Genomic DNA, 21,787 nt, shown 5'->3' with positions numbered 1-21,787 from the left:
TGAGCCTGCCGCAGGCAATTAACTCCCATTGAAGGTATGACCTTCAAACAACACTTAACAAATTAGATGCGGCCAAACGCAACTAAGGCTAATCCCAAAAATGCCATCCCTTCATTCCACGGCCAACCCACTTTGGTGCCAAACCAAGTGAGCGTTGAACTTAATGCTGACACAAAATAAAACCCAATCGAAGAGATGGTATGACTGAGTGTAGGCGTGATTTATCCCCCTTGGCGGCAGACCGAGGATGCCCCTGATATGCCCCAGCATATATGCGCGTCATCTACACCAAGCATTCAGTAACGATAAAGAGTCGACCTCAAACACAACTTCCTAAAAAGAGGGAGCTAGCCGTTACTCTGCCAACTAAAAAGACTGACTCTTGATGCTCAGGTTATCGCCTAGGCAGCCACACACTGATCACAGCCGTGATGCCAAGCAGCAACGTAGAGATCCACAGACAAGCAATCAACCCAAACTGCTGATACACCCAACCAGATAGAAGAGTGCCGAGCAGGCGCCCCATGGCATTAGCCATGTAATAAAAGCCGACATCGAGTGATACGCCATCGTCGCTGGCATAACTCACAATAAGGTAACTGTGCAACGAAGAGTTCACCGCAAACACGCCACCAAAAAGCAACAAGCCTAATAGCAGCGCACCTTGAGAATAAGACGGCGAATAATCTGCAGCCATAATGAGTGCGATGACAGCAGGAATAAAGGTCAATAAGCAAGCCCACAACAACGCAGCGCGGCCATCCGGGGCTGAAGCAGATTGGCTCCTGGTAATGCGAGGCGCCACACTCTGCACCGCACCATACCCTATCACCCATAATGCTAGAAACCCACCGACCGCTGTATGATCCCAGCCAAACTGACTGGCAAGGTATACAGGTAGTGCCACAACAAACCACACATCACGCGCGGCAAACAGGCACATACGCGCTGCTGATAAGATGTTAATGGCACGGCTTTTAGAAAACAGCTCACTAAACTTAGGCTTATTCTTCGCTTTACCTAAATCCTGTTTTAGCTTGATTATACTCATCAGCCACACGGCAGCTAATAGGGTCGCCATCAAGACAATCGCCCCCTGAAACCCCATCAGAGCCAACAGTGCTCCACCCAAGAAAAACCCCGCGCCTTTTAACGCATTTTTAGAGCCAGTCAGCACCGCAATATATTTGTATAGTCTGCCCTCTTCGCCCTTAGCCACCAGCATTTTTACGCTACTTTTAGCACTCATCTTGTTGAGATCTTTAGCGATCCCAGATACAGCTTGGGCGGCCATCACCCATGGCACGGTAAGCCAAACGCTAGGCACCAATAACATCAACAAGGCCACCACTTGCAAACCTAAGCCAATATTCATGGTGAGATTGAGACCTAAACGTGCACCGAGATACCCCCCAACTAAGTTAGTGACCACTCCAAAAAACTCGTAAAAAACAAATAGCATCGCAATGGCTAACGGTGAATAGCCAAGTTGATGAAAGTGCAGCACCACCAGCATCCGCAGTGCACCATCGGTCAAGGTAAATGCCCAATAGTTACCTGTGACAATAAGGTATTGTCGTATCTCAGTAGGTAGTGTACGCATCGTGGCAAACATCAATCATCACTTCCCTGTCTAGGCAATGTAAAATACCGGCTAAGCCTTATCTAAACGACCAACCATTCTCGCAAGTTCTGCGGTGCGGTTCGCATAGCCCCACTCATTGTCATACCAAATATAAACTTTAAGCTGGGTATCATTGACCACCATGGTCGATAGCGCATCCACAATGCTTGAACGCGGGTCTGTCTTATAATCTACTGACACCAGTGGGCGCTCTTCGTAGCCTAAAATATCTTTAAGCTCACCTTCAGCAGCCTGTTTAAACAGCCCATTTACCTCAGCTTCGGTGACAGGACGCTGCATCTCAAACACGCAGTCTGTGATAGACGCATTGGCGAGCGGCACTCGCACTGCATGACCGTTTAACTTGCCTTTTAGTTCAGGGAAGATATGTGTAATTGCGGTTGCAGAGCCGGTAGTCGTGGGGATCAATGACTGACCACATGCACGCGCCCGGCGCAAATCTTTATGGGGTGCATCCAAAATAGTTTGGGTGTTGGTGATGTCATGGATTGTCGTCATTGAGCCATGCTTAATGCCTATCTGCTCATGCAAGACTTTAACCACTGGTGCTAAACAGTTGGTGGTGCAAGATGCGGCTGTCACAATAGGGTATTTGTCTTTATCGTATAAATGTTGGTTCACACCCATAACGATATTTAACACCCCCTCCTCCTTCACAGGAGCTGTAACGACCACGCGCTTTACGCCTTGATCTAAATAGGCTTGCAGTAATGCCTTGGTTTTCATCACGCCCGATGCTTCAATCACGAGATCGCATCCCGACCAGTCGGTTTCGCCAATCGTTTTATTCATCGTGGTTGCAATGCGCCGTTCGCCAACCACAATGCCCGAACCATCGGCTGTCGCCTCATGCTCCCAGCGCCCATGGATAGAGTCAAACGTCAGCAGATGCGCCAAGGTGGCAGCATCACCAGCTGGATCATTAATCTGCACAAACTCCACATCACCCCACTGCCACGCAGCGCGGAGTGCTAAGCGCCCCATACGGCCAAAACCGTTGATACCTATTTTAATTGTCATGCGTTAAGTTCCTGTATGCTTGCAACAAAAATTTGCTTTTGCTCGAATTAACCATTGTTGGCGATCGTGTGCTGATAGCGACTGCGGCGCCAATTAACAAAGGCCACTAACGACAGCATCACTGGGACTTCAACTAATACTCCAACGACCGTGGCCAACGCCGCCCCCGAATGTAAACCAAATAGCGAAATGGCTACGGCAACGGCTAATTCAAAAAAGTTAGAGGTCGCAATCATACAAGCGGGGGCTGCGACCGCATGCTCCACCTTGAGCTTTTGCGCCGCAAAGTAGGCAATAAAAAAGATGCCATAGGTCTGAATCAGCAGCGGAATAGCAATCAAGACGATATTCTGCGGCTGAGCCAAAATCGTCTCGGCCTGTAAGCCAAACAATAGCACCACAGTGGCAAGTAGCCCCATCATTGACCAAGGCTTAATTTGTCCCACAAACGCATTAAGTCTTTGGCTATCGCCATGTCGATTTAATAATTGACGGGTTAATACGCCAGCGATCAACGGTAATACCACATACAGCAATACCGACAACAGCAAGGTTTCCCAAGGCACCTGAATATCACTCACACCCAGTAAAAATGCGCAGATTGGAGCGAAGGCTACTACCATGATGAGATCGTTCACCGACACTTGCACTAAGGTATAATTAGGATCCCCCTTAGTTAACTGGCTCCATACAAATACCATTGCCGTACACGGTGCTACGCCAAGTAAAATCATCCCAGCGATATATTCACTGGCGGTTTGCGGATCAACCCAGGTTGCAAAAAACACTTTAAAAAATAACCAGCCTAAAAAGGCCATGGTAAAGGGCTTAATTAACCAGTTAATCACGAGTGTCAGCAGTAAGCCTTTGGGGCGCTTGCCCACATTTTTCACCGCGGTAAAATCTATCTGCACCATCATGGGGTAGATCATTACCCAAATCAGCAACGCAATGACTAAATTCACCTTGGCATATTCAAGTGACGCAATAAGGGCAAACTGCTCTGGAAGTTGATTTCCCAGAAGGACGCCCACGACAATAGCAAGCCCTACCCACACACTTAAGCAACGTTCAAACAATCCCATTTTCCCACTCCTACTCAGCTATCTTTTCACTCGCCTCGACAGCTCATTAACAACACGCTTTTACGCGTTCAGGACGATCGCCCATCTTGTTCAGGCGCGCTTGTCCCTCGGCGATTAAACCTTGGTTACCCTTTGCTGTCGCTTGTACCACCGCCAACTCCCAATCACATAAATCTAGGTTGATGCGGTAAAATACCCATTGACCTTGACGCCTGTCACTCAGTAAACCTACTTTTTTGAGCTGTGCTAAATGACGTGAGATTTTGGGTTGACTCTCATCCAGGGCCGTCATCAGCTCACATACACATAACTCTTGCTGATCATGGATCAACAGTATGCTTTTCAGGCGCGTTTCGTCGGCCAACGCTTTAAAAATGGGTGTACCCATAGCCAATCCCCTCGCTATAACATATGGAAAAGTATATATATGGATAACCATATATACAAGCAGTGATACCGTAAACATCCAGCGAAAAGATAAAGTGACAGACATAAAAAAAGCGAGTACCTAAGTACTCGCTTTTTTTATGTTGAAGGCAATTAACTGCCGGCGATTTTCATCTCATCGAGTAAGATGCCACCAGTACGAATGGACGAACGTAGATCCCTGTCTTTCGCCACTGCCACAATATTGCGATACATATCTTTAAGATTGCCAGCAATTGTGATCTCTTCAACAGGATATTGAATCACACCGTTTTCCACATAGAAGCCAGCCGCACCGCGTGAGTAATCGCCAGTGACGCCGTTAACGCCTTGCCCCATGACTTCGGTAACAATCAGTCCAGTGCCCATCTGTTTGACTAATTCATCAAAGGTTTGCCCTGTATGAGCCAGCGTCCAGTTATAGATACCGCCAGCATGACCAGTATTGGTCAGCCCAAGTTTGCGCGCCGAATAACTGGTTAATAGGTAAGTGGATAAGATACCGTTATCAATAATATTACGATCGATAGTTGCCACACCCTCGCTGTCATAATAAGCGCTAGCTAATGCCCCTTTGAGATGAGGCTGTTCGGCAATGGTAAACCAATCGGGAAACACTTGGGTATCGATAGCATCTTGCAAGAAACTCGACTTACGATACAAGCTGCCACCGCTAATGGCGCCGACCAAATGCCCCATCAAGCCTGTCGCCACATCTGGGGCAAACAAAATAGGCAACTTGGTGGTGGCAATCTTACGCCCACCCAAGCGACCTAAGGTTTTTTGTGCAGCCTTAAGACCCACAGCTTCAGGTGTCCACAAGTCGCTAAACTTACGGGCTACCGTGTAATCATAATCTCGCTGCATGTTTCCGTCTTGTTCACCAATCACAACACAGCTTAAGCTATAGCGAGAGCTAGAGTAACCATGCAAGAAACCATGACTATTACCATAGACTTTCATCCCTGTGTGCGCATTGGCACTGGCACCGTCAGAATTCTTAATACGTGGATCACTGCTCAAGGCTGCTTCTTCGGCGGCTGCGGCTAACAACTCAAGCGCTAGGGGCGTTGTCTCATGAGGATAGTAAAGCTCAAGATCTTCAATATGTGTCGCCATCAACGACGCATCTGCTAAGCCATTAAAACTGTCTTCTGAGGTAAACCGAGCAATATCATCTGCTGCCTTTACGGCACGACGAATGGCCTCTGGACTTAAATCTGAAGTTGAGGAGCTACCTTTGCACCCGTCTCTAAACAGGGTAATACCTAGCGCACCATCTTTATTAAACTCAACCGTTTCAACCTCTTTTAACCGAGTCGAAACCGATAATCCCTGCTGCTTACTGATTGCAACCTCAGCACCTGATGTGCCCAGCTTGGCGGCATAATCTAATGCCATCGATACGGCGTCTTTTAATGAATTCAGTTCAAGTTCAATGCTAGGTGAAGGCACAAATCTACTCTTTTGTTATCAATAATTGCCGTAGCATAACAAACCCGCTGCGCTTTAACATTAAATAACTGACGTCCTTCATAGGCGTTATTCCAATCAAATGGTATTATTAAGGCAGTTATTGTTAGAGATTTTTGAAAATGAATATTGTTGGTGACTCAGAACACTTTAAACAGCCCTTCGATCATGATGAAGAATATGTCAGCAGAGCTGAAACCAAGCGAGAAATCGCGATTTACCAAGAACTCGGTAAACAGTTGGTTGCCCTGAGCAAGAGTCAGATAAATAAGCTTGAGCTAGATGAATTACTTTATGACAACGTACTGAAAGCGAAAACCATTCGCATCAATACCGAAGCCTACCGCCGCCATTTGCAATATATTGGCAAGATCATGCGTAACGTTGATATTGAAGCCTTGCAGGCCGATCTTAAAAACGTGCTAAACCAAAACCGCAATGAGAGTTCAAAACTCAATGTGGCAGAAAAGACCAAAGACGCACTGCTAAGCGGTGGCGACAATGCGATTCAGGCCCTCATTGAACAGCACCCTGAACTCGACCGCCAAAAGCTACGTCAACTGGTCAGGCAGACCAATAAAGAGCTGACCAAGAAACCCGATGAAGCGTCAAAGTCGGCGACTGAACTGGTTAAGTATCTGCGAACAGAGATTGCCGAGTAACCACTCGGCTTTTTATTACACCCTGTCCACAAGTCTATTATTTCGTTTCACAAGGATGTTGCTTATGCGACTAATAAAAAACTGTTTAAATTTCGGTCTTACCCTTGTTTTCGCTTTGACGCTAAGTGCTTGTAACGGCGCGGCAGAGGGTACCGACACTGCCGGTAACCAAGGCGATTTTGCTTTATCACTAAGCTATAAGACTGTTGAAAATGGCCAATGCAGTGAACCGACAAACGAATTGAGTTTTGCTACTAGCAGTAGTATCTGCGTCGTTGCCCATGTCACACAAGGTGGCAGCAACAGCAGTGGTGAGTTAGTCAGTTTCAGCGCCACATATGGCGAAATAGCCCCAACGACTAAGCTAACCCAAAGTAATGGTCTTGCCGAAGTTATCCTCAGTAACAGTGCTGCGACCATTGGCGCAGGTATTGTTACCGCCACATTAACACCAAGCACTGGCGAGCAAGACCCCCTTAGCAGCACCAAAAACTATGAGTTTATCAGTGACGGCACCACACCTGGTGAAGCGGCACCAAAACTCAACGCCAGCATATTGAAAACAGGGTCTGTCGTCACACAGTTAAAAGTCGGCGAAACAGTGCAACTTCAAGCACAATTCGTCGATAATGCCAACCTAGGTATCCCACAGCAAATCGTTACCTTTACGGCGGGCGGCGCCACCTTAACGCCCAATTCAGCACTGACTAAATCAAGTGGTATCGCTCAGGTGAGTTATACCCCTAGCAGCACAGATTTAGGCGCTGCAAGCCTCAACACAAGCATCACCTATAAAGGTGTTACCTACCAAAACAATAGCCTGTACGAAGTACTTCCAGCAGATGCCATTGGCGGGGACGGCACACTAAAGTTGGGCCATTTTGATGCCAGTGGTAGCTTTGTCGAAGGCACGCTTGCCACCACATTAACGCCAACTGACGGTCAATATGTGATCAGCGCAGGCGGCAGTTTCGGTGTCACAGCAACCATAGTCAATCAAGCCGATGACGGCAGCATCACCCGCGTACAAACCCCAACGGCGGTAAGCTTTAGCTCTGACTGTGTTAGCAGCAACAATGCCAGCTTAGACTCGCCGGTGACTACATTGTCAGGCAGCGCCACATCAACGTTCCAGGACTCAAGTTGCAGCGGTAACAGTGAGCGCGATGATATTATCGTTGCCTCAGTGCTGGCGGGTAACCAAACGCTCAGTGCAAATCTACCGTTTACGTTGGCCAGGCAAACACTAGCTAGCCTAAGCTTTATCTCTGCCGAACCAGCAAACATCCGCATCAAGGGGGCAGGCGGCACAGGCAGTAGCGAATCGTCATTGGTCACATTCAAAGTCACCAGTGCTAATGGACAGCCAACCAGCCAACAGACCGTCAAATTTGATTTAGATACGGTCGTCGGCGGACTAAGCTTCTCAAATGGCCAAGCAACGGCCCAGAGCCTGACTAATTCTCAGGGGCTTGCCAGTATTCGTGTGCTTTCGGGAACCGTGCCGACACCAGTGCGCGTTGTTGCGTCGGCCACCGATGCTGACACCAATGAAACCATTACCAGCCAGTCAGAGCAATTAACCGTTAACACGGGCCTTCCCCAGCAACTGGGCTTCTCTCTGAGCACTTCAATGGCTAACCCAGAAGCGGGCGATCACAATGGTGAAACGGTCACAATTACCGCCTATGCTTCTGACAGTTTCGGCAACCCCGCTCCCGATGACACGACCATCAACTTTACCAGCGAAGGTGGGCAAATTGGCTCAAGTTGCTTAACGACTAATGGCAGTTGCGCTGTCACTTGGACATCAGCGAGCCCTAGAGTCAGCGACCATCGCATTACGGTATTGGCTTATGCCTTAGGCCATGAGACCTTCTTCGATACCAATGGCAACAATGTCTTCGATGATGGAGCAGCCGTTAATGCTTGTTTATTAGGGGCCACTGAAATCGCTTGTAGTGGTAACGGTATGGATAGGGAAAACTATATGCCTAGTGGCTTTAGTGATCTGCCTGATGCCTTCCGTGACGATAATGAAAACTTTGTCCACGACCAAGGGGAAAAATTCTTCAATACCAAGGGAGAAACCACCTATGGTGCACGCGATACCTTGTTCAATGGTCCACAGTGTGAAGGCAGTTTATGCGGTAAGGAGCAGGCCAACAAAACCTATATCCGCAAAGCATTGGTAATGACAATGTCGGGCTCAACCGCAGACTTTATTATCAGCCAGGATGGCAATCTGATTCTTGATACACGCCAAGGGATCAGTAATCCGATTAGTGCACTCCCAGCAGGAGCAAGTGCTAGCTTCGCCATCACCCTATTTGATAGCGCCAAGCAGGTTCTGCCAGCAGGTTCAAACCTTAACATCACGGCCAGTGAAGGCACACTTAGCTATAGGCCTTATACTGTGCCGAATCTAAACAGTGACGGCGGTACATCAACAAGCTTTAATGTCACCAATGATATTGACCCCACAAGTGTTGGCGAGTCGTCAAAAACCAGCAGCGTGAGCATTGAGTTGGTCACCCCTAAGGGGATCAAGACTGAAGTCAGCATCAATGTTGAGCTAACAGGTACCTAAGTTACACATTCGCCTGCCATTAAAAAGCCCGCTTAACTGCGGGCTTTTTGTTATCTACTGCGCTTTTAATCGATAGCGGACACCAATAAAGGCTAGCATAAAATAAACCAATGCTAGGCCCCAAAGTTGCCACCAAAAATGCACCACACTAGGCCAACTCGCGCCCATCTGATTAAGCTGTAACATGCCCTGAATCGTCGACACTGCGGGAACAATCTGCCCAAGCCATACTAGCGGCGATGGAATCAACTCAAGCGGCCAAATAAATCCAGACACAAATAGAATAGGCATAGAGATCAGCAGTAATACTTGAGTGGGCAGATCCCGACGGGTAAACAAACAACTAAACGCCACGCCGGCGACAGCCGTACAGAGAATAAACGGCACTAAAAACAGCAAAACCTGAGCGAGTTCAGCCTGCACACTGACCCCATACCAATAGTTACAAAACCCCACATAAAAACAGGTGAAAAAGCTGTAGATGAGTGCAAATACCGTCACCCGGGCCAAGATCAGTTCTAGCGGCGATGCTTGCTGCCAATAGCCAGCTCTCCCCCACTGCCCAGCACCTAAAATGCCTGCACCAATTAATAAGGTTTGATGCAGTACCAACAGCAATACTCCAGGCACCACATAAGGGGTATAACCTAAGCTGGGGTTGAAGGCTGGCACACTGTTAAGCTTAATAGGGTCTAAATCATGCTTAACCTGTTTGGCAGAACTTCCCCTGGCAAGCAGCCCATTAAATTGCACATATTTCCCGGCATCGATCCCTACAGACATGAGTCCTTCGACTACAGCCGAATAGATCAGAAAATAGTTGGCATCCCCCCCATAGGCTAAGGTCACCCCTTTTTGACGGATCAAATCACGCCTAAAGTTCTCTGGGATCACCATAAAGCCATGCGCTTTCCCCGATGCCACCCACTGCTGCGCCTGATCTATCGTTGTCAGCTGACCTACAACATCAAGCTTAGGGCTTGCGTCAGCATGGCGAATGAGCTGCCGACTTAAGCTTGTATGATCGCCGTCAATCACCACAATTTGCTGCTTAGTGGGAACCTCATTGAGATAGGGTAATGGATAGAGCACTGAATAAAATAGCACACCACCAAACAGCGTTATCGCAATCGCTTTGTCGGTCACGATCGATTTGAGATCTGCCATCATTAACGACCAAAAACTCATACTAGCTCGCCTCACTACCGCTGGGTTGCACCGTAATAGAGTTTGTCATTCGTTTCACTCTACGCGCCAAAAATACAATAACAGGGATCAATAATAGATAAGCCCAATAGCTCACCACTTGTTGAGTAAAGGTCGCAAAGCTCTGCCCATAACTGACCACGCCAACATGAGTATCAATATAATGACTAGAAGGCATTAATAGCCGCCACCACTGAGCCAGCTGCGGCATATCTTGCGTTGGAAAAGTGATCCCCATAAATGGAAAGGCTGGCGCAAAAAGCGCAGTACAAAAACTGACGACTCTGGCGCTGTCTTGTAGCAAGAAAAAGATAGTTAAGACCAACAGCCATACCGCCAATAGCATCACAATTTGTGCCAGCAGCAGTTGGCCAAACTCACCTGCTAATGGCAAACCTAAATACTGATAGAGCAAGGTTAAAATCAGTCGCCCTTGCAGCACAATAAGCGGGGTATAAACCAGTATTTTGGCCCATAATACTCGGCGTGTACCTAAAGCAAACCACTCTTGTAGGGTGTTCAATCTTAATTCACGATTAAGTGAGTTAGCAAACACTAACATGGCAAGCAGCTGACCGAGTGCAATCAGCACGGGCGGAAGTAAAAACACAACATAGTTACTGTTGGCATTGTATAGCGCGCTAATCTGGGTTTTAACCAGATTAAGGTTCACCTCAGCTTGCGCCATGGGCACGCCCGCAGCCAACTGTTTGATCAACGCCTTGCTTTTTAATCCATCGGCTAAACTCAACTGAATTTGACTAGACAATAACTTGCCCACCAGCAAATATTGGCTGTTATAGCGAATATCGATACTAGGCTGGTGACCGGTCAGTAGGTCACGATTAAGTTGAAACGGCAACACCACCATGGCGTAAGTTTCCGCCTTTTCCATGGACGCCTTGGCACTATTGATATCTTGGTAGTGGATCGGGGTGATCACCGAACTCGCTGTGAGTTGGCGCACCAACATCCGGCTAATTTGACTCTGGTCTTGGTCCACAATCGCAACTGGCAGCTGGCGTGGCAAGCCCGCACTAAAGAGCCACCACAGACCAAAAATGCCCACCAAAGGAATATAGCTCACCAAAGCAAGCTGCCATGGGTCATGCCACAGTGCATGCAGCTCGCGTTTGATTAATTGCTTCATGGAAGCCAATGGTTAACGTACCAAAAGGGTCGTCATGCCAACTCGCAGATCTGCAATAGGCGCTGTAGGTCGTAGCTCCATCTCAAAGGTACGCATATCAAAGTCATGACCACTTTCGGTGGAGCGCCAGGTGGCGAAATTTCCCATCACGCTAATATGTGCAATGGTAAACCCATGGGTTTCTCCCAGCGCAGGGATCTCAACCTCGACGGTGTCTCCCACTTTAAACGCCTTTAACTGATCTTCTCTGACCTGAAAAATAGCCCAAGCATCTTGCATATCGATAATGCTAACGACTGGGAAGCCACTTGGGGCCAACTCACCACTTTGCAGCAAGACTTCACTGACTTCACCCGATTTGGGCGAACGCATTTGACTGTCGGCCAGAATAGCACTGACCTCATTCACGGCCCCTTCAGCCATGCGCGCATTACCGGCTGCGGCCGCTTTCGTCTCGACACGAGCACCTTCATCGGCCATCTGGTACATGGCAAGCGCTGCTTGCTCGGTATATTTAGCCGCTTGCCACTGGGTAAAGGCTTCATCACGCTTTTGGCGCGCTAGCACGCCCTCGACAAACAGCGCTTCGACACGATTATAGGTGGTTTCAGCCAACGTAGCGGCGGCTTTAGCTTTAAGCCATTGCTCCTTTGACGCTGTCACTTGTTGTTTGCGCGCACCATTATCAGCCTCTTGTTGCATAGCTTTAGCCGCATCGCGCCCACCTTGGGCCTGCATCAACTTGGCATTCAGTTCGGGGCTATCGATAGCAAACAATAGATCACCTGCTTCTACGCTGTCACCACGACGAACGAGCACTTGCTCTACTCTGCCCGGCACTTTTGAAGAGATATTATATTCCCTTGCTTCAATTTGTCCTTGCAGCCTATCAGGCTTAGGGGTGTGGGCTAACTTTAATCCGTATGCTAGCAATGCCACTAGCGCAATCAATGCCACAATGGCTAACACTCTATTGGTGCGCATCTTATCTCTCCTGGACGCCGCGTGAACGACCGATAAATTCATCTAACTGACCACTCACGGCCATCAATCTGGCATAAGCCTGAACATAACGATATTGCGCTGCTAACTGCTGGGTTTTAACGGCGCTGAGTTTGAGTTCGGCATCGACTTTTTCTATCGAGGTTGACAACCCTTGGCTAAAGGCTAAATCGCGCAAACGCTTATTCTCTATTGCCAAGTCGAGCGATAAATTAAGTGACCCAGCCTCCTCCTGCGCCTGCAGAAGTTGGCGATAGCTTTGATCTAATAGCAAACTTAAATCTTGTTGGGTTTGCGCCTTGGTATAGCGGGCTTGCAGTAGCGCGCTTTTAGCCGCTTCAACTTTACCACTGCGACCATCGCGGCTCAGCAGCGGGATCTTAACCCCTACCCCCACCATCCAATCAGGTTCAACCTTCGCAAACAGGCTATCATCCTCATACAAGGTGTAATTACCGTAGAGGAAAACTGTCGGGTAATAGCTGCCCTTTTCGACATCTATCAGCCCTTGAGCTTGGTGCTCTTTGGCTTCGAGTAACTTAAGTGCCGGATGATGCGACAAGGTAAGCTGATTAAGCTGACCAAGAGATGGTGTACTGTTGACAATAAACAGAGGCGAAGCGGTATTAATGTCTGACTCGTGCAGCATGCGTGCTAGCGCAATTTTACTCATCTCCAATTGACGGCGAGCACTGGCATAATCAACCTTGGCATTCTCTAACGCCACCTGCGCATTGAGTCGTTCAACCTTAGCGATCTGTCCTTGCTCTTCAAGTTTCATCGCATGCTGAGCGTGTTCTTTGAGCGCTTCAACCAACTGACCTCGGGTGTTCATTAGTGCATCGCTGACGGCTACCGCATAGTAGCGGTCAACGAGTTGGACAAACAGATCTCGCGTCGACAGTTGATGTTGCTGCTCCTTTTCTGCCACGTGCGCTTCATGGATCCCTTGTGCAGCGGTGATACGGCCGCCGGTATAGATAGGCCACATCGCCTGTAAACTAGAGCGAAAAATATCTTGTTCAGTAAAAGGCGTTACAAACAGCGAACCCGGAATCGCCCCAATGGCACCACCGAGTGCGGGAGGTAAAGTTGCGGGGTCCAGACTTGCCAGCGGATTAAGATCGCGCAGGTCCAGCTCAATCGGTTTCTCTAACCGCGTATAACTGCCATTAATTGAAATAGAAGGTAGGTTTAGATCGTCTCCAGCCTGCTTTTCTGCCTGCGCACGATTGACCTCTTGCATACTCGCTTGCAGCTTATCGCTAACGTTAAGTAGCTGTTGCCATGCATCGCTAAAAGCAATCTCTTTTGCTTCTGCTGTGCTGATGTTTACCGCTAATAGCGATAGCAAAATGATTTGTAAATATTTCATTAACACCTCTAGAGCGAATGCTCTACTTCCTTGGCGAATGTTAACACCCATTAGTGGAGATGAGAAGTTGGGCCTTCAATTGTGGGGGTTAGATCGCTGCAATGAACACTATCATCACCACAGAGATCTAGATGCTAAGTACCTGACAAAGTTAATCCTTTATCAAGTTAAGCCGTACCACCCACAGTTAACCTGTCCAACTTCAAGCTAGGCTGCCCAACACCAACAGGGACACTTTGGCCATCTTTACCACAGACACCGACACCCTTATCTAATGCCAAATCGTTACCAACCATAGAAATTTGGCCCATGGCCTCAGGCCCATTACCAATCAAAGTCGCCCCTTTGATTGCTTGGGTAACTTCACCTTTTTCAATTAGGTAGGCCTCTGACGCTGAGAATACAAACTTACCCGATGTGATATCAACCTGTCCACCACCAAAGTTAGGCGCGTAGATCCCTTTCTCGACTGACTTAATAATCTCTGCAGGCGTCGATTCGCCAGCTTCCATATAAGTGTTGGTCATACGCGGCATCGGCAGATGTGCGTATGATTCGCGGCGGCCATTACCGGTAGAATGTGTGCCCATCAAGCCAGCATTAAGCTTGTCTTGCATGTAGCCCTTAAGAATGCCGTTTTCAATCAAGACAGTTTTTTGGGTCGCAACGCCTTCATCATCAATACTCAACGAACCACGGCGATTGGCAATAGTGCCATCATCAACCACTGTGACTAAGCTCGACGCCACTTGCTGACCCACTAGGCCACTGAACGCGCTACTGCCCTTACGGTTAAAGTCGCCTTCCAGTCCATGACCTACAGCCTCATGCAGCAATACACCCGGCCAGCCAGCACCGAGTACCACTGGCATTTCACCTGCTGGGGCATCAATAGCGGTCAGATTGACCGATGCCTGACGCACCGCTTCACGGGCAAAGTCAAAGCACATAGGTAAGCCTGCATCATCCGTCTCAAAGAAAGCTTGATAGTCATGACGACCACCGCCACCACTGGCGCCGCGCTCACGTTTACCCGCTTGCTCCAAAATCACGCTACAGTTAAACCGCACTAAAGGGCGGATATCGGCAGCTAAAGTGCCGTCACTAGCTGCCACTAAAATCTCCTCGTGTACGCCAGATAGACTAATCACAACTTGAATAATGCGGCTGTCTAAACTGCGGATATAGGCATCAGCTTGCTTAAGCAGCTCAATCTTTTTCACCTCTTCCATCGCCGCAATGGGGTCGGCACTTTGATAAAGCGGATTAATTTTTTGCGTTTTCCAGGCTTGCACGCTTGCGCTGCTGCCCACAGCAGAAATTCCACGTGCCGCTTCTACCGCGGCGCTTAAAGCCGCTGGCGTTATCTCATCAGCGTAGGCAAAACCCGTTTTCTCACCGGATATCGCCCTAACACCGACACCACGTTCAATATGAAAGCTGCCCTCTTTAACGATGCCATCTTCCAGCACCCAGGATTCATGACGACTGCCTTGAAAATAGAGATCTGAAAATTCGACCTGGTGCTGATGGATACTGTTTAGGTAACCTTGCAGCTGATCCAATGACAAACCGTCCTGTAATAAGCTGTGCTCGACTTGCGTTAAAAATGGCATTAAAACTCTCTCTTTGGCTCGTATTATCGAGTGATTTTATTATTTATTGCTGACGCTCAATCGCACTTAGCGATTAACTGCGGCAGACTAAAGCGATTATGTTGCGCTACAGGCATTTTTGCCCTAATCGCCTCAACAGCTTTGGCATCAACCTTAGCACTCACCCACCCTACTTGTTCTGCTTTCTCAGCAATCACCTCGCCCCAAGGGCCAACAATGCAGCTATGCCCCCATGTTTCGCGACTGCCTTGGTTATGTTGGCCCCATTGTGCAGCCGCTAACACAAAACACTGATTCTCTATCGCTCTTGCTTGCAACAATGGCATCCAGTGAGCGACACCGGTTACCTTAGTAAAGGCCGCGGGTAACACAATAATTTCGGCACCTGCGGCTCGCATCGCTCTGAATAGTTCAGGAAAGCGAAGATCATAACATATCGACATACCGATACGTCCGAAAGGCGTATCGATAACTGTGATACGCTCACCGGGGCAAAAGGTATCACTTTCTCGATATTGGCCTGTACCATCGGCGACATCAACATCAAACAGGTGCAGCTTATCATAATGACCTAATGTATCGCCTTGGTCATCAAACAAGTAACTGCGACTGTAAACACGGCCGTCATCAGCCAAAATCGGAATAGTCCCTGCCACGAGGTAGACCCCATAAGTGCGCGCTAAGTTGGCCAATGCCCCCTTTAACACGCTTGATTGATCGCTGCCTGCATGGGCTAATTGCTGACTTTCATGGCCACCAAATAGTAAACAGCATTCGGGTAACACCACCAGATGGGGAGCATCGTCTGCTTTGGATAACTGTTTAAGCTGCTCGCTGATAAAACTCAGGTTTTGACTGACATCGCGACTGCTTTGACATTGTAATAAGCTTACCTGCATCAACTTGCTCCTTTTGCTCGCCTTGGTTGCCTGTCCCTTCTGGTTGTGAGGGCTCTGGCTTTTGCTCCTCAAGCTCGTTGAACACGGGGGGCGTTTCTAACTGGGGTGCAGGAATCTCAACCCCGGCATCGTTAACATTACTGCTTGGTTCCACAATGCCATCAGTTGGAATAGCTGTTCGTGGCAATACTGATTCAGGGATCTCAATCTCTTTGCTTTTACGCTCTAGCTCTTCAAGTTTGGGCTCTGACATGGTGCCAGTGAGCCTAAAGCGAATCTCTGAGATCACTTCAATGACGGGTTCTAACACCTTAGTCAAGGCAAATGCCCCTAGACCTAACGTCCACCCCCCCGTGCTGAGTAAAACCACTGTTGGTACACTTGAGGCCAGTTGTGGCACAAAGCGGATATCATAATTTAAACTCTCCGTGGTCAGATCGGTATAACCACGTACACGCATATTTCCAGCAACAGCATCCATTTCTGAGTCAGTAGTTTTCACAACACCATTGTCTAAATTAAGTGTGCCAGTAAACGAATTAAAATAAAGCCCCTTACCGAACACATCGGAGAAGTCTAAAGATAGCTTACGCAGCAATGAATCTAGACTAAACAACGAGAAGATCCGCGCCCCTTTATCGCTCACCTCAGACAGATGCCCTTTACCCAGTTTATAGCTAATTTGGCCATTGAGCGTGTCTATTGAAAACGCATAAGGCGCCCCGGTCCAAGCCACTTCAGCTTGCATATCAAGCGGCGCATTTTTAAGACCAGGATCGATACCTAAACGCTCAGAAAACTCATCAAACTTTGTCGCTTGCAGATCTAACTGAAATTCCGTGCGATTCTCCTGCTTGCTATTTAACCAGGCCCCTTTGCCACGCAACGTAATTCCCGGCGTCTTGATGGAAACGGTTTGAATTTTATAATCACCACCTATCGGAGTAGCCTGTAATACTAGGTGACCCAACTGGCGGCCATAGGCACTAAACTCATCGACATCGACCGCGAGCGGAGGCAGATTGCTCAGTATGGTATCGTGAGAAAATTCAGCCTCAGTAGGGGCTTTGACTGCTGGCGCAAAATCGAAATGCTTTGCCACCACTTTTAACCCTTGTGATGACCAGTCTGGGTAGAAATCCACACGCCCGTCGAATTGATCCGCTGCCCCTTCGAAACGCCAGCCATGTTCACTCGGCTGCGCTGTTAATGTTAGATCTGAAAAAGGCTGGCCAAATAAATTTAACTGCTTAATTGAGCCGCTGATAAAGGTCAGCGGAGGGAAAAATGCTTCAGTATCACCACTAGACATGACAGCACTATCCTGCGCTAGTGGCGTCGCTATGCTCTGGTCAGCTTCTTGGGTGTTGACGACGATATCATCAGTGAAGCCTTTAATGATTGGCAACCAAGGTGAAAACTCGGTTGCTGGAAGATCGAGCAACAGATGACCTTCTTGCCTACGCAACTCATCGCCCGGTTTAAACAGTCGCCCAAGCAGTAGATCGAAATGAGCCAGTTTATCACCAGAAAGCTCATCGAACCCGCCCCAAAACTCCAACTGATCACCCAGCTTAGCGCCAAGTGAAGACTGCTTATTATCGCCAATCAACTCTATCGAAAGTCGTCTTTTGCTGTCACTCGTTTTGGCAAATGTACCGGGCAAGCTTAACTCCACCCCGTCTAAATCACTGCTGACTTGCGCTTGAATACGATAGCCAATTTGATCGAAAACCAGGGTCATTGCCCCCTGCCAAGCTAAGTTACCTTGATAATAATTCTGAAGTGGATTATCGAGTAGTGCCGGTAATTGATCTAATTGCCATAAGCCGTTCATGTCGAGGTTCAAGCCGTAATTTTTATTGATATTACCTGTGTCAAAACTAAACGAAACAGGTTGCTCAAACAGCTTGGCCGTTATCCCTTCGCCAGTCACAACCTCATTCACAAAATAGACTTGGCCATTAACGGCATCGAGTTGTACGCCCGGTTCACTAATATAAACTGGCGTATCTTTAAATAGCACTGTGCCGCGGATCGCTTCTTGACCGCCCTCATACAGAGGGATGGCTAAGTCGAGCTTACCCTCTACATCCCCTTGTACCTGAACGACCTTTAGGGTGGCACCGACACTGTCAGCCAGTGGCGAGCGCAGCAGCACAGTCTTAGCGGCATCACCATTGGTATGAAGGTCTGCCCGTACCGTCAACAAACTGGTATCACTCATTTCAGGAATCGCAACATGGGTACCGTCGGCAGCCACATCCAATAGTTGGCCCTTATCGACCCAAATATCCATTGCCGCATTTTCAAACAGCGCGACTAGGCTTAAATCTGTCACTTCAGGCCAGTCAGGTTGAAACTCATATTGTGCTTGGCTTAACGAAAAACCAGCCTGAAAAACACCTGAATTATCTTGATAGGGAAAGTCACTTAAGGCACCGTGCCAAACAACTTTAGCGTCGTCACTCTGCCCCGCTTTAATCGCGCCCTCTAAATAACTAATTAGCGATGTGCTCATGCCATGTTTGGGGGAATAATATTTGGCATTGGCGGCATTTTTCACGTCGATATCGGCGGCGAGACTTAAAAATACCTTGTCGTTAAACTGCATCTTAAGCGCGGCATCGATATTCAAGTCTTGATTATCAAATTGTAATTTGGGCGCAACCAATTCGCCGCTATCGAGGGCGTACTTTAGCGAAAATGGTTGACCTTTTAATGCAATCGGGGCTTCGAAACCATCGTCGAAATCAATAAGGTAATTCTGGGCATCTGCCCATAGGTAGAGATCATTGCCTTTAAGGCCCATTTTAAGGTCAATAGGTTGGCTGCCAGGAATACCATTGAAAGGATTCCAGGTGATCTGCTGAGCCGATAGCGTAAGCTGCAACGGCGCATCTGTACCATAATCGAGACGAAGATCATTTAGCTTTCCTTGGGGGGACATCGCTTGCCAGGCGTATAGCCCCTCAAGGTCGATGCCCGGCACTAAGGGTAATAACGGCAATAAGACTCGGGTATCAATCTGATTCACTAGCACACTGAAATGTTGCTCAGTATTACTGACCAGCAGCCTTGGCTCAGGCCAAGGCTTATCATTGGTGACAAACGCCAGATTTGAACTCGAAAGTTGCCAACCGTCTGTGCTCGGCAACCAGTTGATTTGACCCGCTTGGATTTCAAATCGTTGACGCTTATCTTTCAGCTTCCACTGTAGCCAGCTTGGTTCAAAGGCGATTGTGGCTGAAGCCAGTTGTCGATTAGCAAGCGTAAACCACGCCTCTAAGTTCACCACGCCCTCTAGAGGCAACTTAGTTTTTTTGTTGTAAGGGTTCACTTGACGCGATGCCCACTCGCCCAAATCGAGTGACTTTGCCGCGAGGTAAACTTGCCCCGTCAACTCATCAGGACGATATCCGCTCCCCGTAATGTCGACACTTAATGACAAGCGTTCAACTTCAGAGGCGTCTTGGTCTAAAAATAGCTGGCCTTGGGCGCGATGGGAGCTACCGAGATTTCGCCAGCGCAGGTTTTCAATATGGATAGGACGATATTCATGGCGTTTACTGAGCAGTTGTACCGTGACATCTGTGATCGCAAAACGCTCAAGTTGCTCCAGCATCAACTGATAAGCCCAATCAGTACTACTTTCTTCGCTCGTACTCACAGACTTTGCATCGCCACTGCTGAGTTTGTCGATATCCAAGGCGACATGCACCCCTTCAAAAATCACATTCTCGATTTGTGGTGACGCTGTGATTAAGGTTTCCCAAAAATCGAGCTTCACTTGCACCTTTTTAACTATCAAGGTAACTGGCAGGTTTTCTTGAGGCGGTAATACCAGATTATTGACCGTCACAGCAGGCCCAAATGCTTGCCACTCTGCTGACAACTCAGACAATTGCACCGTCACTTGATACTGTGTCTCGACGTAGTTAATTAACTCATTTCTAACATCATCAAGCTTAGGCAGTAGCCCCCGAAACAGGCTAACAGCTAGGGCAAAGACCACCATAATAATAGCGACAACTTGCCAACAAATGCGGCCGAGGGTTCGAGGACAAAATGGGCATGGCACTACATTATCACCACATCGAATTTGTTTTGGGCGTACATTGGCTCGTTTTGCAAACGCACTCGCTTACCGATATAGGCACCAAGCTCTGCCAATAAGTGACTCTCTTCACCCGTTAAACTGCCGTATACTGCTGGTGAGCAATAGACTAAAAACTCATCTGCATCATAGCCACGGTTTAAACGAATTATCTCACGGAAAATCTCATAGGAGACAGTTTCGACCGTCTTTAAACTGCCTGTACCTAAGCAAGCAGGGCACTCACCACACAGCACATGCTCTAGACTTTCACGGGTACGCTTACGGGTCATCTCGACCAAGCCCAACCCAGAAAAACCACTGACATTGGTCTTAACTCTGTCATTAGCTAAGGCCGCTTCCAGTGTTGCTAACACTCGCTTCTTATGATCTTCATTGAGCATATCAATAAAGTCGATAATGATAATGCCGCCTAAATTACGTAGACGTAATTGACGAGCGATAGCATGGGTCGCTTCAAGGTTAGTATTAAAAATGGTTTCTTCGAGATTGCGGTGGCCAACAAATGCACCAGTGTTGATATCAACCGTGGTCATGGCTTCTGTTTGATCGATAATCAGATAGCCACCCGATTTCAATTCCACCTTGCGTCCCAGCGCGCGCTGAACCTCGTTCTCTACATCGTAGAGATCAAAAATGGGCACGCGGCCAGAATAATGTTCAATCTTGTCGGCGATCTCAGGCATAAACTCTTGGGTAAACTGCAGCAACTCTTCGAAAGTCTGCCCCGAGTCTACCTGAATTTGATCCAGCTCAGTGCCAACAAAATCACGCACAATACGGACAGGCAATGCTAAGTCTTGATAGAGAATGGCCACACCTGGACGTTTCCGACGCTCACTGACTTTGGCCCAAACTCGGCGTAAAAATGCCGCATCTTGCACCAACTCTTGCTCACCCGCATTTTCTGCCGCGGTGCGAATAATAAAACCGCCATCTTCATCGACAAAGGGTTGAGTCAAACCTTTAAGGCGCGCCCTCACCTCTTCAGATTCAATACGTTGTGAAACACCGATATGGCTTGAACCGGGCATAAAAACTAAATAACGCGATGGTAAGGTGATGTCAGTGGTTAAACGAGCCCCTTTGGTCCCCAATGGATCTTTTACCACCTGCACCATAATGTCTTGGCCTTGGCGAACTAGCTCACCAATATCACGCACCACGAAATTACCTTTTTCAACATCGGCAACACATTCGGTATGCGGCACGATATCTGAGGCGTGCAGAAAAGCGGCTTTATCTAAGCCAATATCCACAAATGCAGCCTGCATTCCAGGGAGTACACGGCTGACTTTACCCTTATAGATATTACCCACTAAGCCACGTTTCATCCGGCGCTCAATATGCACCTCTTGCAAGATGCCATACTCAACTAAGGCAACACGTGCCTCAGTTGGTGTCACATTGATCAATAATTCAGATCCAATCTTGCGCTGTACTCTGTTTTTGACGGTGTGACTCATAGCTGCTCACTTAATTTGTTTTAGGGCGTTAGCTGAAAAAGGGTCAATGCTAAAT

General features: G+C 48.0%; 15 protein-coding genes. 2 read left to right on the top strand and 13 right to left on the bottom strand.

Annotated features, from left to right (window positions below; all coding sequences use genetic code 11):
* Positions 1-394: 394 nt before the first annotated feature.
* The 5 genes from arsJ to pmbA all read right to left on the bottom strand — a co-directional run bounded on the left by arsJ (position 395) and on the right by pmbA (position 5,631).
* Positions 395-1,615, bottom strand: a complete 1,221-nt coding sequence (gene arsJ, locus L876_RS0112580; protein WP_028764135.1) for an organoarsenical effux MFS transporter ArsJ — start codon at positions 1,613-1,615, stop codon at positions 395-397.
* Between the two features lie 39 nt (positions 1,616-1,654).
* Entirely contained in the window at positions 1,655-2,665 is a 1,011-nt protein-coding gene (locus tag L876_RS0112575; RefSeq protein ID WP_028764134.1) for an ArsJ-associated glyceraldehyde-3-phosphate dehydrogenase, read from the bottom strand.
* A 47-nt stretch (positions 2,666-2,712) separates the two neighbouring features.
* Positions 2,713-3,750: an ACR3 family arsenite efflux transporter gene (gene arsB, locus L876_RS0112570; protein ID WP_028764133.1), complete on the bottom strand. Its 1,038-nt coding sequence runs from the start codon at positions 3,748-3,750 to the stop codon at positions 2,713-2,715.
* Positions 3,751-3,796: 46 nt separating this feature from the next.
* Positions 3,797-4,138, bottom strand: coding sequence for a metalloregulator ArsR/SmtB family transcription factor (locus L876_RS0112565; protein ID WP_028764132.1), 342 nt, complete (start codon positions 4,136-4,138; stop codon positions 3,797-3,799).
* Positions 4,139-4,290: 152 nt separating this feature from the next.
* On the bottom strand, positions 4,291-5,631 hold the full coding sequence (gene pmbA, locus L876_RS0112560) for a metalloprotease PmbA (protein ID WP_028764131.1): 1,341 nt from the start codon (positions 5,629-5,631) through the stop codon (positions 4,291-4,293).
* Between the two features lie 140 nt (positions 5,632-5,771).
* On the opposite strand from pmbA, the gene yjgA reads away from it, so the two are divergent.
* On the top strand, positions 5,772-6,311 hold the full coding sequence (yjgA, locus tag L876_RS0112555; RefSeq protein ID WP_028764130.1) for a ribosome biogenesis factor YjgA: 540 nt from the start codon (positions 5,772-5,774) through the stop codon (positions 6,309-6,311).
* Between the two features lie 64 nt (positions 6,312-6,375).
* Positions 6,376-8,901 (top strand): Ig-like domain-containing protein, encoded by a 2,526-nt coding sequence (locus L876_RS0112550; protein ID WP_028764129.1) that lies wholly within the window; start codon positions 6,376-6,378, stop codon positions 8,899-8,901.
* Positions 8,902-8,955: 54 nt separating this feature from the next.
* Here the strand turns inward: L876_RS0112550 and L876_RS0112545 are convergent, their stop codons facing one another.
* From L876_RS0112545 to rng, 8 genes are all read right to left on the bottom strand, one after another.
* A complete protein-coding gene (locus L876_RS0112545; RefSeq protein ID WP_028764128.1) occupies positions 8,956-10,089 on the bottom strand; it encodes an ABC transporter permease in 1,134 nt (377 codons plus the stop codon).
* 1 nt (position 10,090) lies between these two features.
* Positions 10,091-11,257: an ABC transporter permease gene (locus L876_RS21695; RefSeq protein WP_037428637.1), complete on the bottom strand. Its 1,167-nt coding sequence runs from the start codon at positions 11,255-11,257 to the stop codon at positions 10,091-10,093.
* 12 nt (positions 11,258-11,269) lie between these two features.
* Entirely contained in the window at positions 11,270-12,241 is a 972-nt protein-coding gene (locus L876_RS0112535) for an HlyD family secretion protein (RefSeq protein ID WP_028764127.1), read from the bottom strand.
* Between the two features lies 1 nt (position 12,242).
* Complete coding sequence (locus L876_RS0112530) at positions 12,243-13,634, bottom strand: TolC family protein (protein ID WP_028764126.1); 1,392 nt, start codon at positions 13,632-13,634, stop codon at positions 12,243-12,245.
* Between the two features lie 167 nt (positions 13,635-13,801).
* A complete protein-coding gene (gene tldD, locus L876_RS0112525; RefSeq protein WP_028764125.1) occupies positions 13,802-15,250 on the bottom strand; it encodes a metalloprotease TldD in 1,449 nt (482 codons plus the stop codon).
* A 56-nt stretch (positions 15,251-15,306) separates the two neighbouring features.
* Positions 15,307-16,149 carry a carbon-nitrogen hydrolase family protein gene (locus L876_RS0112520; RefSeq protein ID WP_028764124.1) on the bottom strand — a complete coding sequence of 281 codons (843 nt, stop codon included), beginning with the start codon at positions 16,147-16,149 and terminating at the stop codon, positions 15,307-15,309.
* Positions 16,073-20,230 (bottom strand): YhdP family protein, encoded by a 4,158-nt coding sequence (locus tag L876_RS0112515; protein WP_028764123.1) that lies wholly within the window; start codon positions 20,228-20,230, stop codon positions 16,073-16,075. Before L876_RS0112515 ends, L876_RS0112520 begins: the two co-directional genes overlap by 77 nt.
* Positions 20,230-21,732, bottom strand: a complete 1,503-nt coding sequence (rng, locus tag L876_RS0112510; RefSeq protein WP_037428633.1) for a ribonuclease G — start codon at positions 21,730-21,732, stop codon at positions 20,230-20,232. Before rng ends, L876_RS0112515 begins: the two co-directional genes overlap by 1 nt.
* Between the last annotated feature and the right edge of the window lie 55 nt (positions 21,733-21,787).

This window comes from Shewanella colwelliana ATCC 39565 (assembly GCF_000518705.1).
GTDB classification, from domain to species: Bacteria; Pseudomonadota; Gammaproteobacteria; order Enterobacterales; family Shewanellaceae; genus Shewanella; species Shewanella colwelliana.
Note: the sequence above shows the minus strand (reverse complement) of the source record. Positions and strands in the feature narration are given on the sequence as shown.

What these genes read in the sequence shown, in the direction of transcription:
- L876_RS0112575 (WP_028764134.1), bottom strand. Translation starts at nt 2,665, where the DNA reads ATGACAATTAAAATAGGTATCAACGGTTTTGGCCGTATGGGGCGCTTA.
- L876_RS0112545 (WP_028764128.1), bottom strand. Translation starts at nt 10,089, where the DNA reads ATGAGTTTTTGGTCGTTAATGATGGCAGATCTCAAATCGATCGTGACC.
- yjgA (WP_028764130.1), top strand. Translation starts at nt 5,772, where the DNA reads ATGAATATTGTTGGTGACTCAGAACACTTTAAACAGCCCTTCGATCAT.
- rng (WP_037428633.1), bottom strand. Translation starts at nt 21,732, where the DNA reads ATGAGTCACACCGTCAAAAACAGAGTACAGCGCAAGATTGGATCTGAA.
- L876_RS0112520 (WP_028764124.1), bottom strand. Translation starts at nt 16,149, where the DNA reads ATGCAGGTAAGCTTATTACAATGTCAAAGCAGTCGCGATGTCAGTCAA.
- tldD (WP_028764125.1), bottom strand. Translation starts at nt 15,250, where the DNA reads ATGCCATTTTTAACGCAAGTCGAGCACAGCTTATTACAGGACGGTTTG.
- arsB (WP_028764133.1), bottom strand. Translation starts at nt 3,750, where the DNA reads ATGGGATTGTTTGAACGTTGCTTAAGTGTGTGGGTAGGGCTTGCTATT.
- L876_RS0112550 (WP_028764129.1), top strand. Translation starts at nt 6,376, where the DNA reads ATGCGACTAATAAAAAACTGTTTAAATTTCGGTCTTACCCTTGTTTTC.
- L876_RS0112535 (WP_028764127.1), bottom strand. Translation starts at nt 12,241, where the DNA reads ATGCGCACCAATAGAGTGTTAGCCATTGTGGCATTGATTGCGCTAGTG.
- L876_RS21695 (WP_037428637.1), bottom strand. Translation starts at nt 11,257, where the DNA reads ATGAAGCAATTAATCAAACGCGAGCTGCATGCACTGTGGCATGACCCA.
- L876_RS0112565 (WP_028764132.1), bottom strand. Translation starts at nt 4,138, where the DNA reads ATGGGTACACCCATTTTTAAAGCGTTGGCCGACGAAACGCGCCTGAAA.
- L876_RS0112530 (WP_028764126.1), bottom strand. Translation starts at nt 13,634, where the DNA reads ATGAAATATTTACAAATCATTTTGCTATCGCTATTAGCGGTAAACATC.
- arsJ (WP_028764135.1), bottom strand. Translation starts at nt 1,615, where the DNA reads ATGTTTGCCACGATGCGTACACTACCTACTGAGATACGACAATACCTT.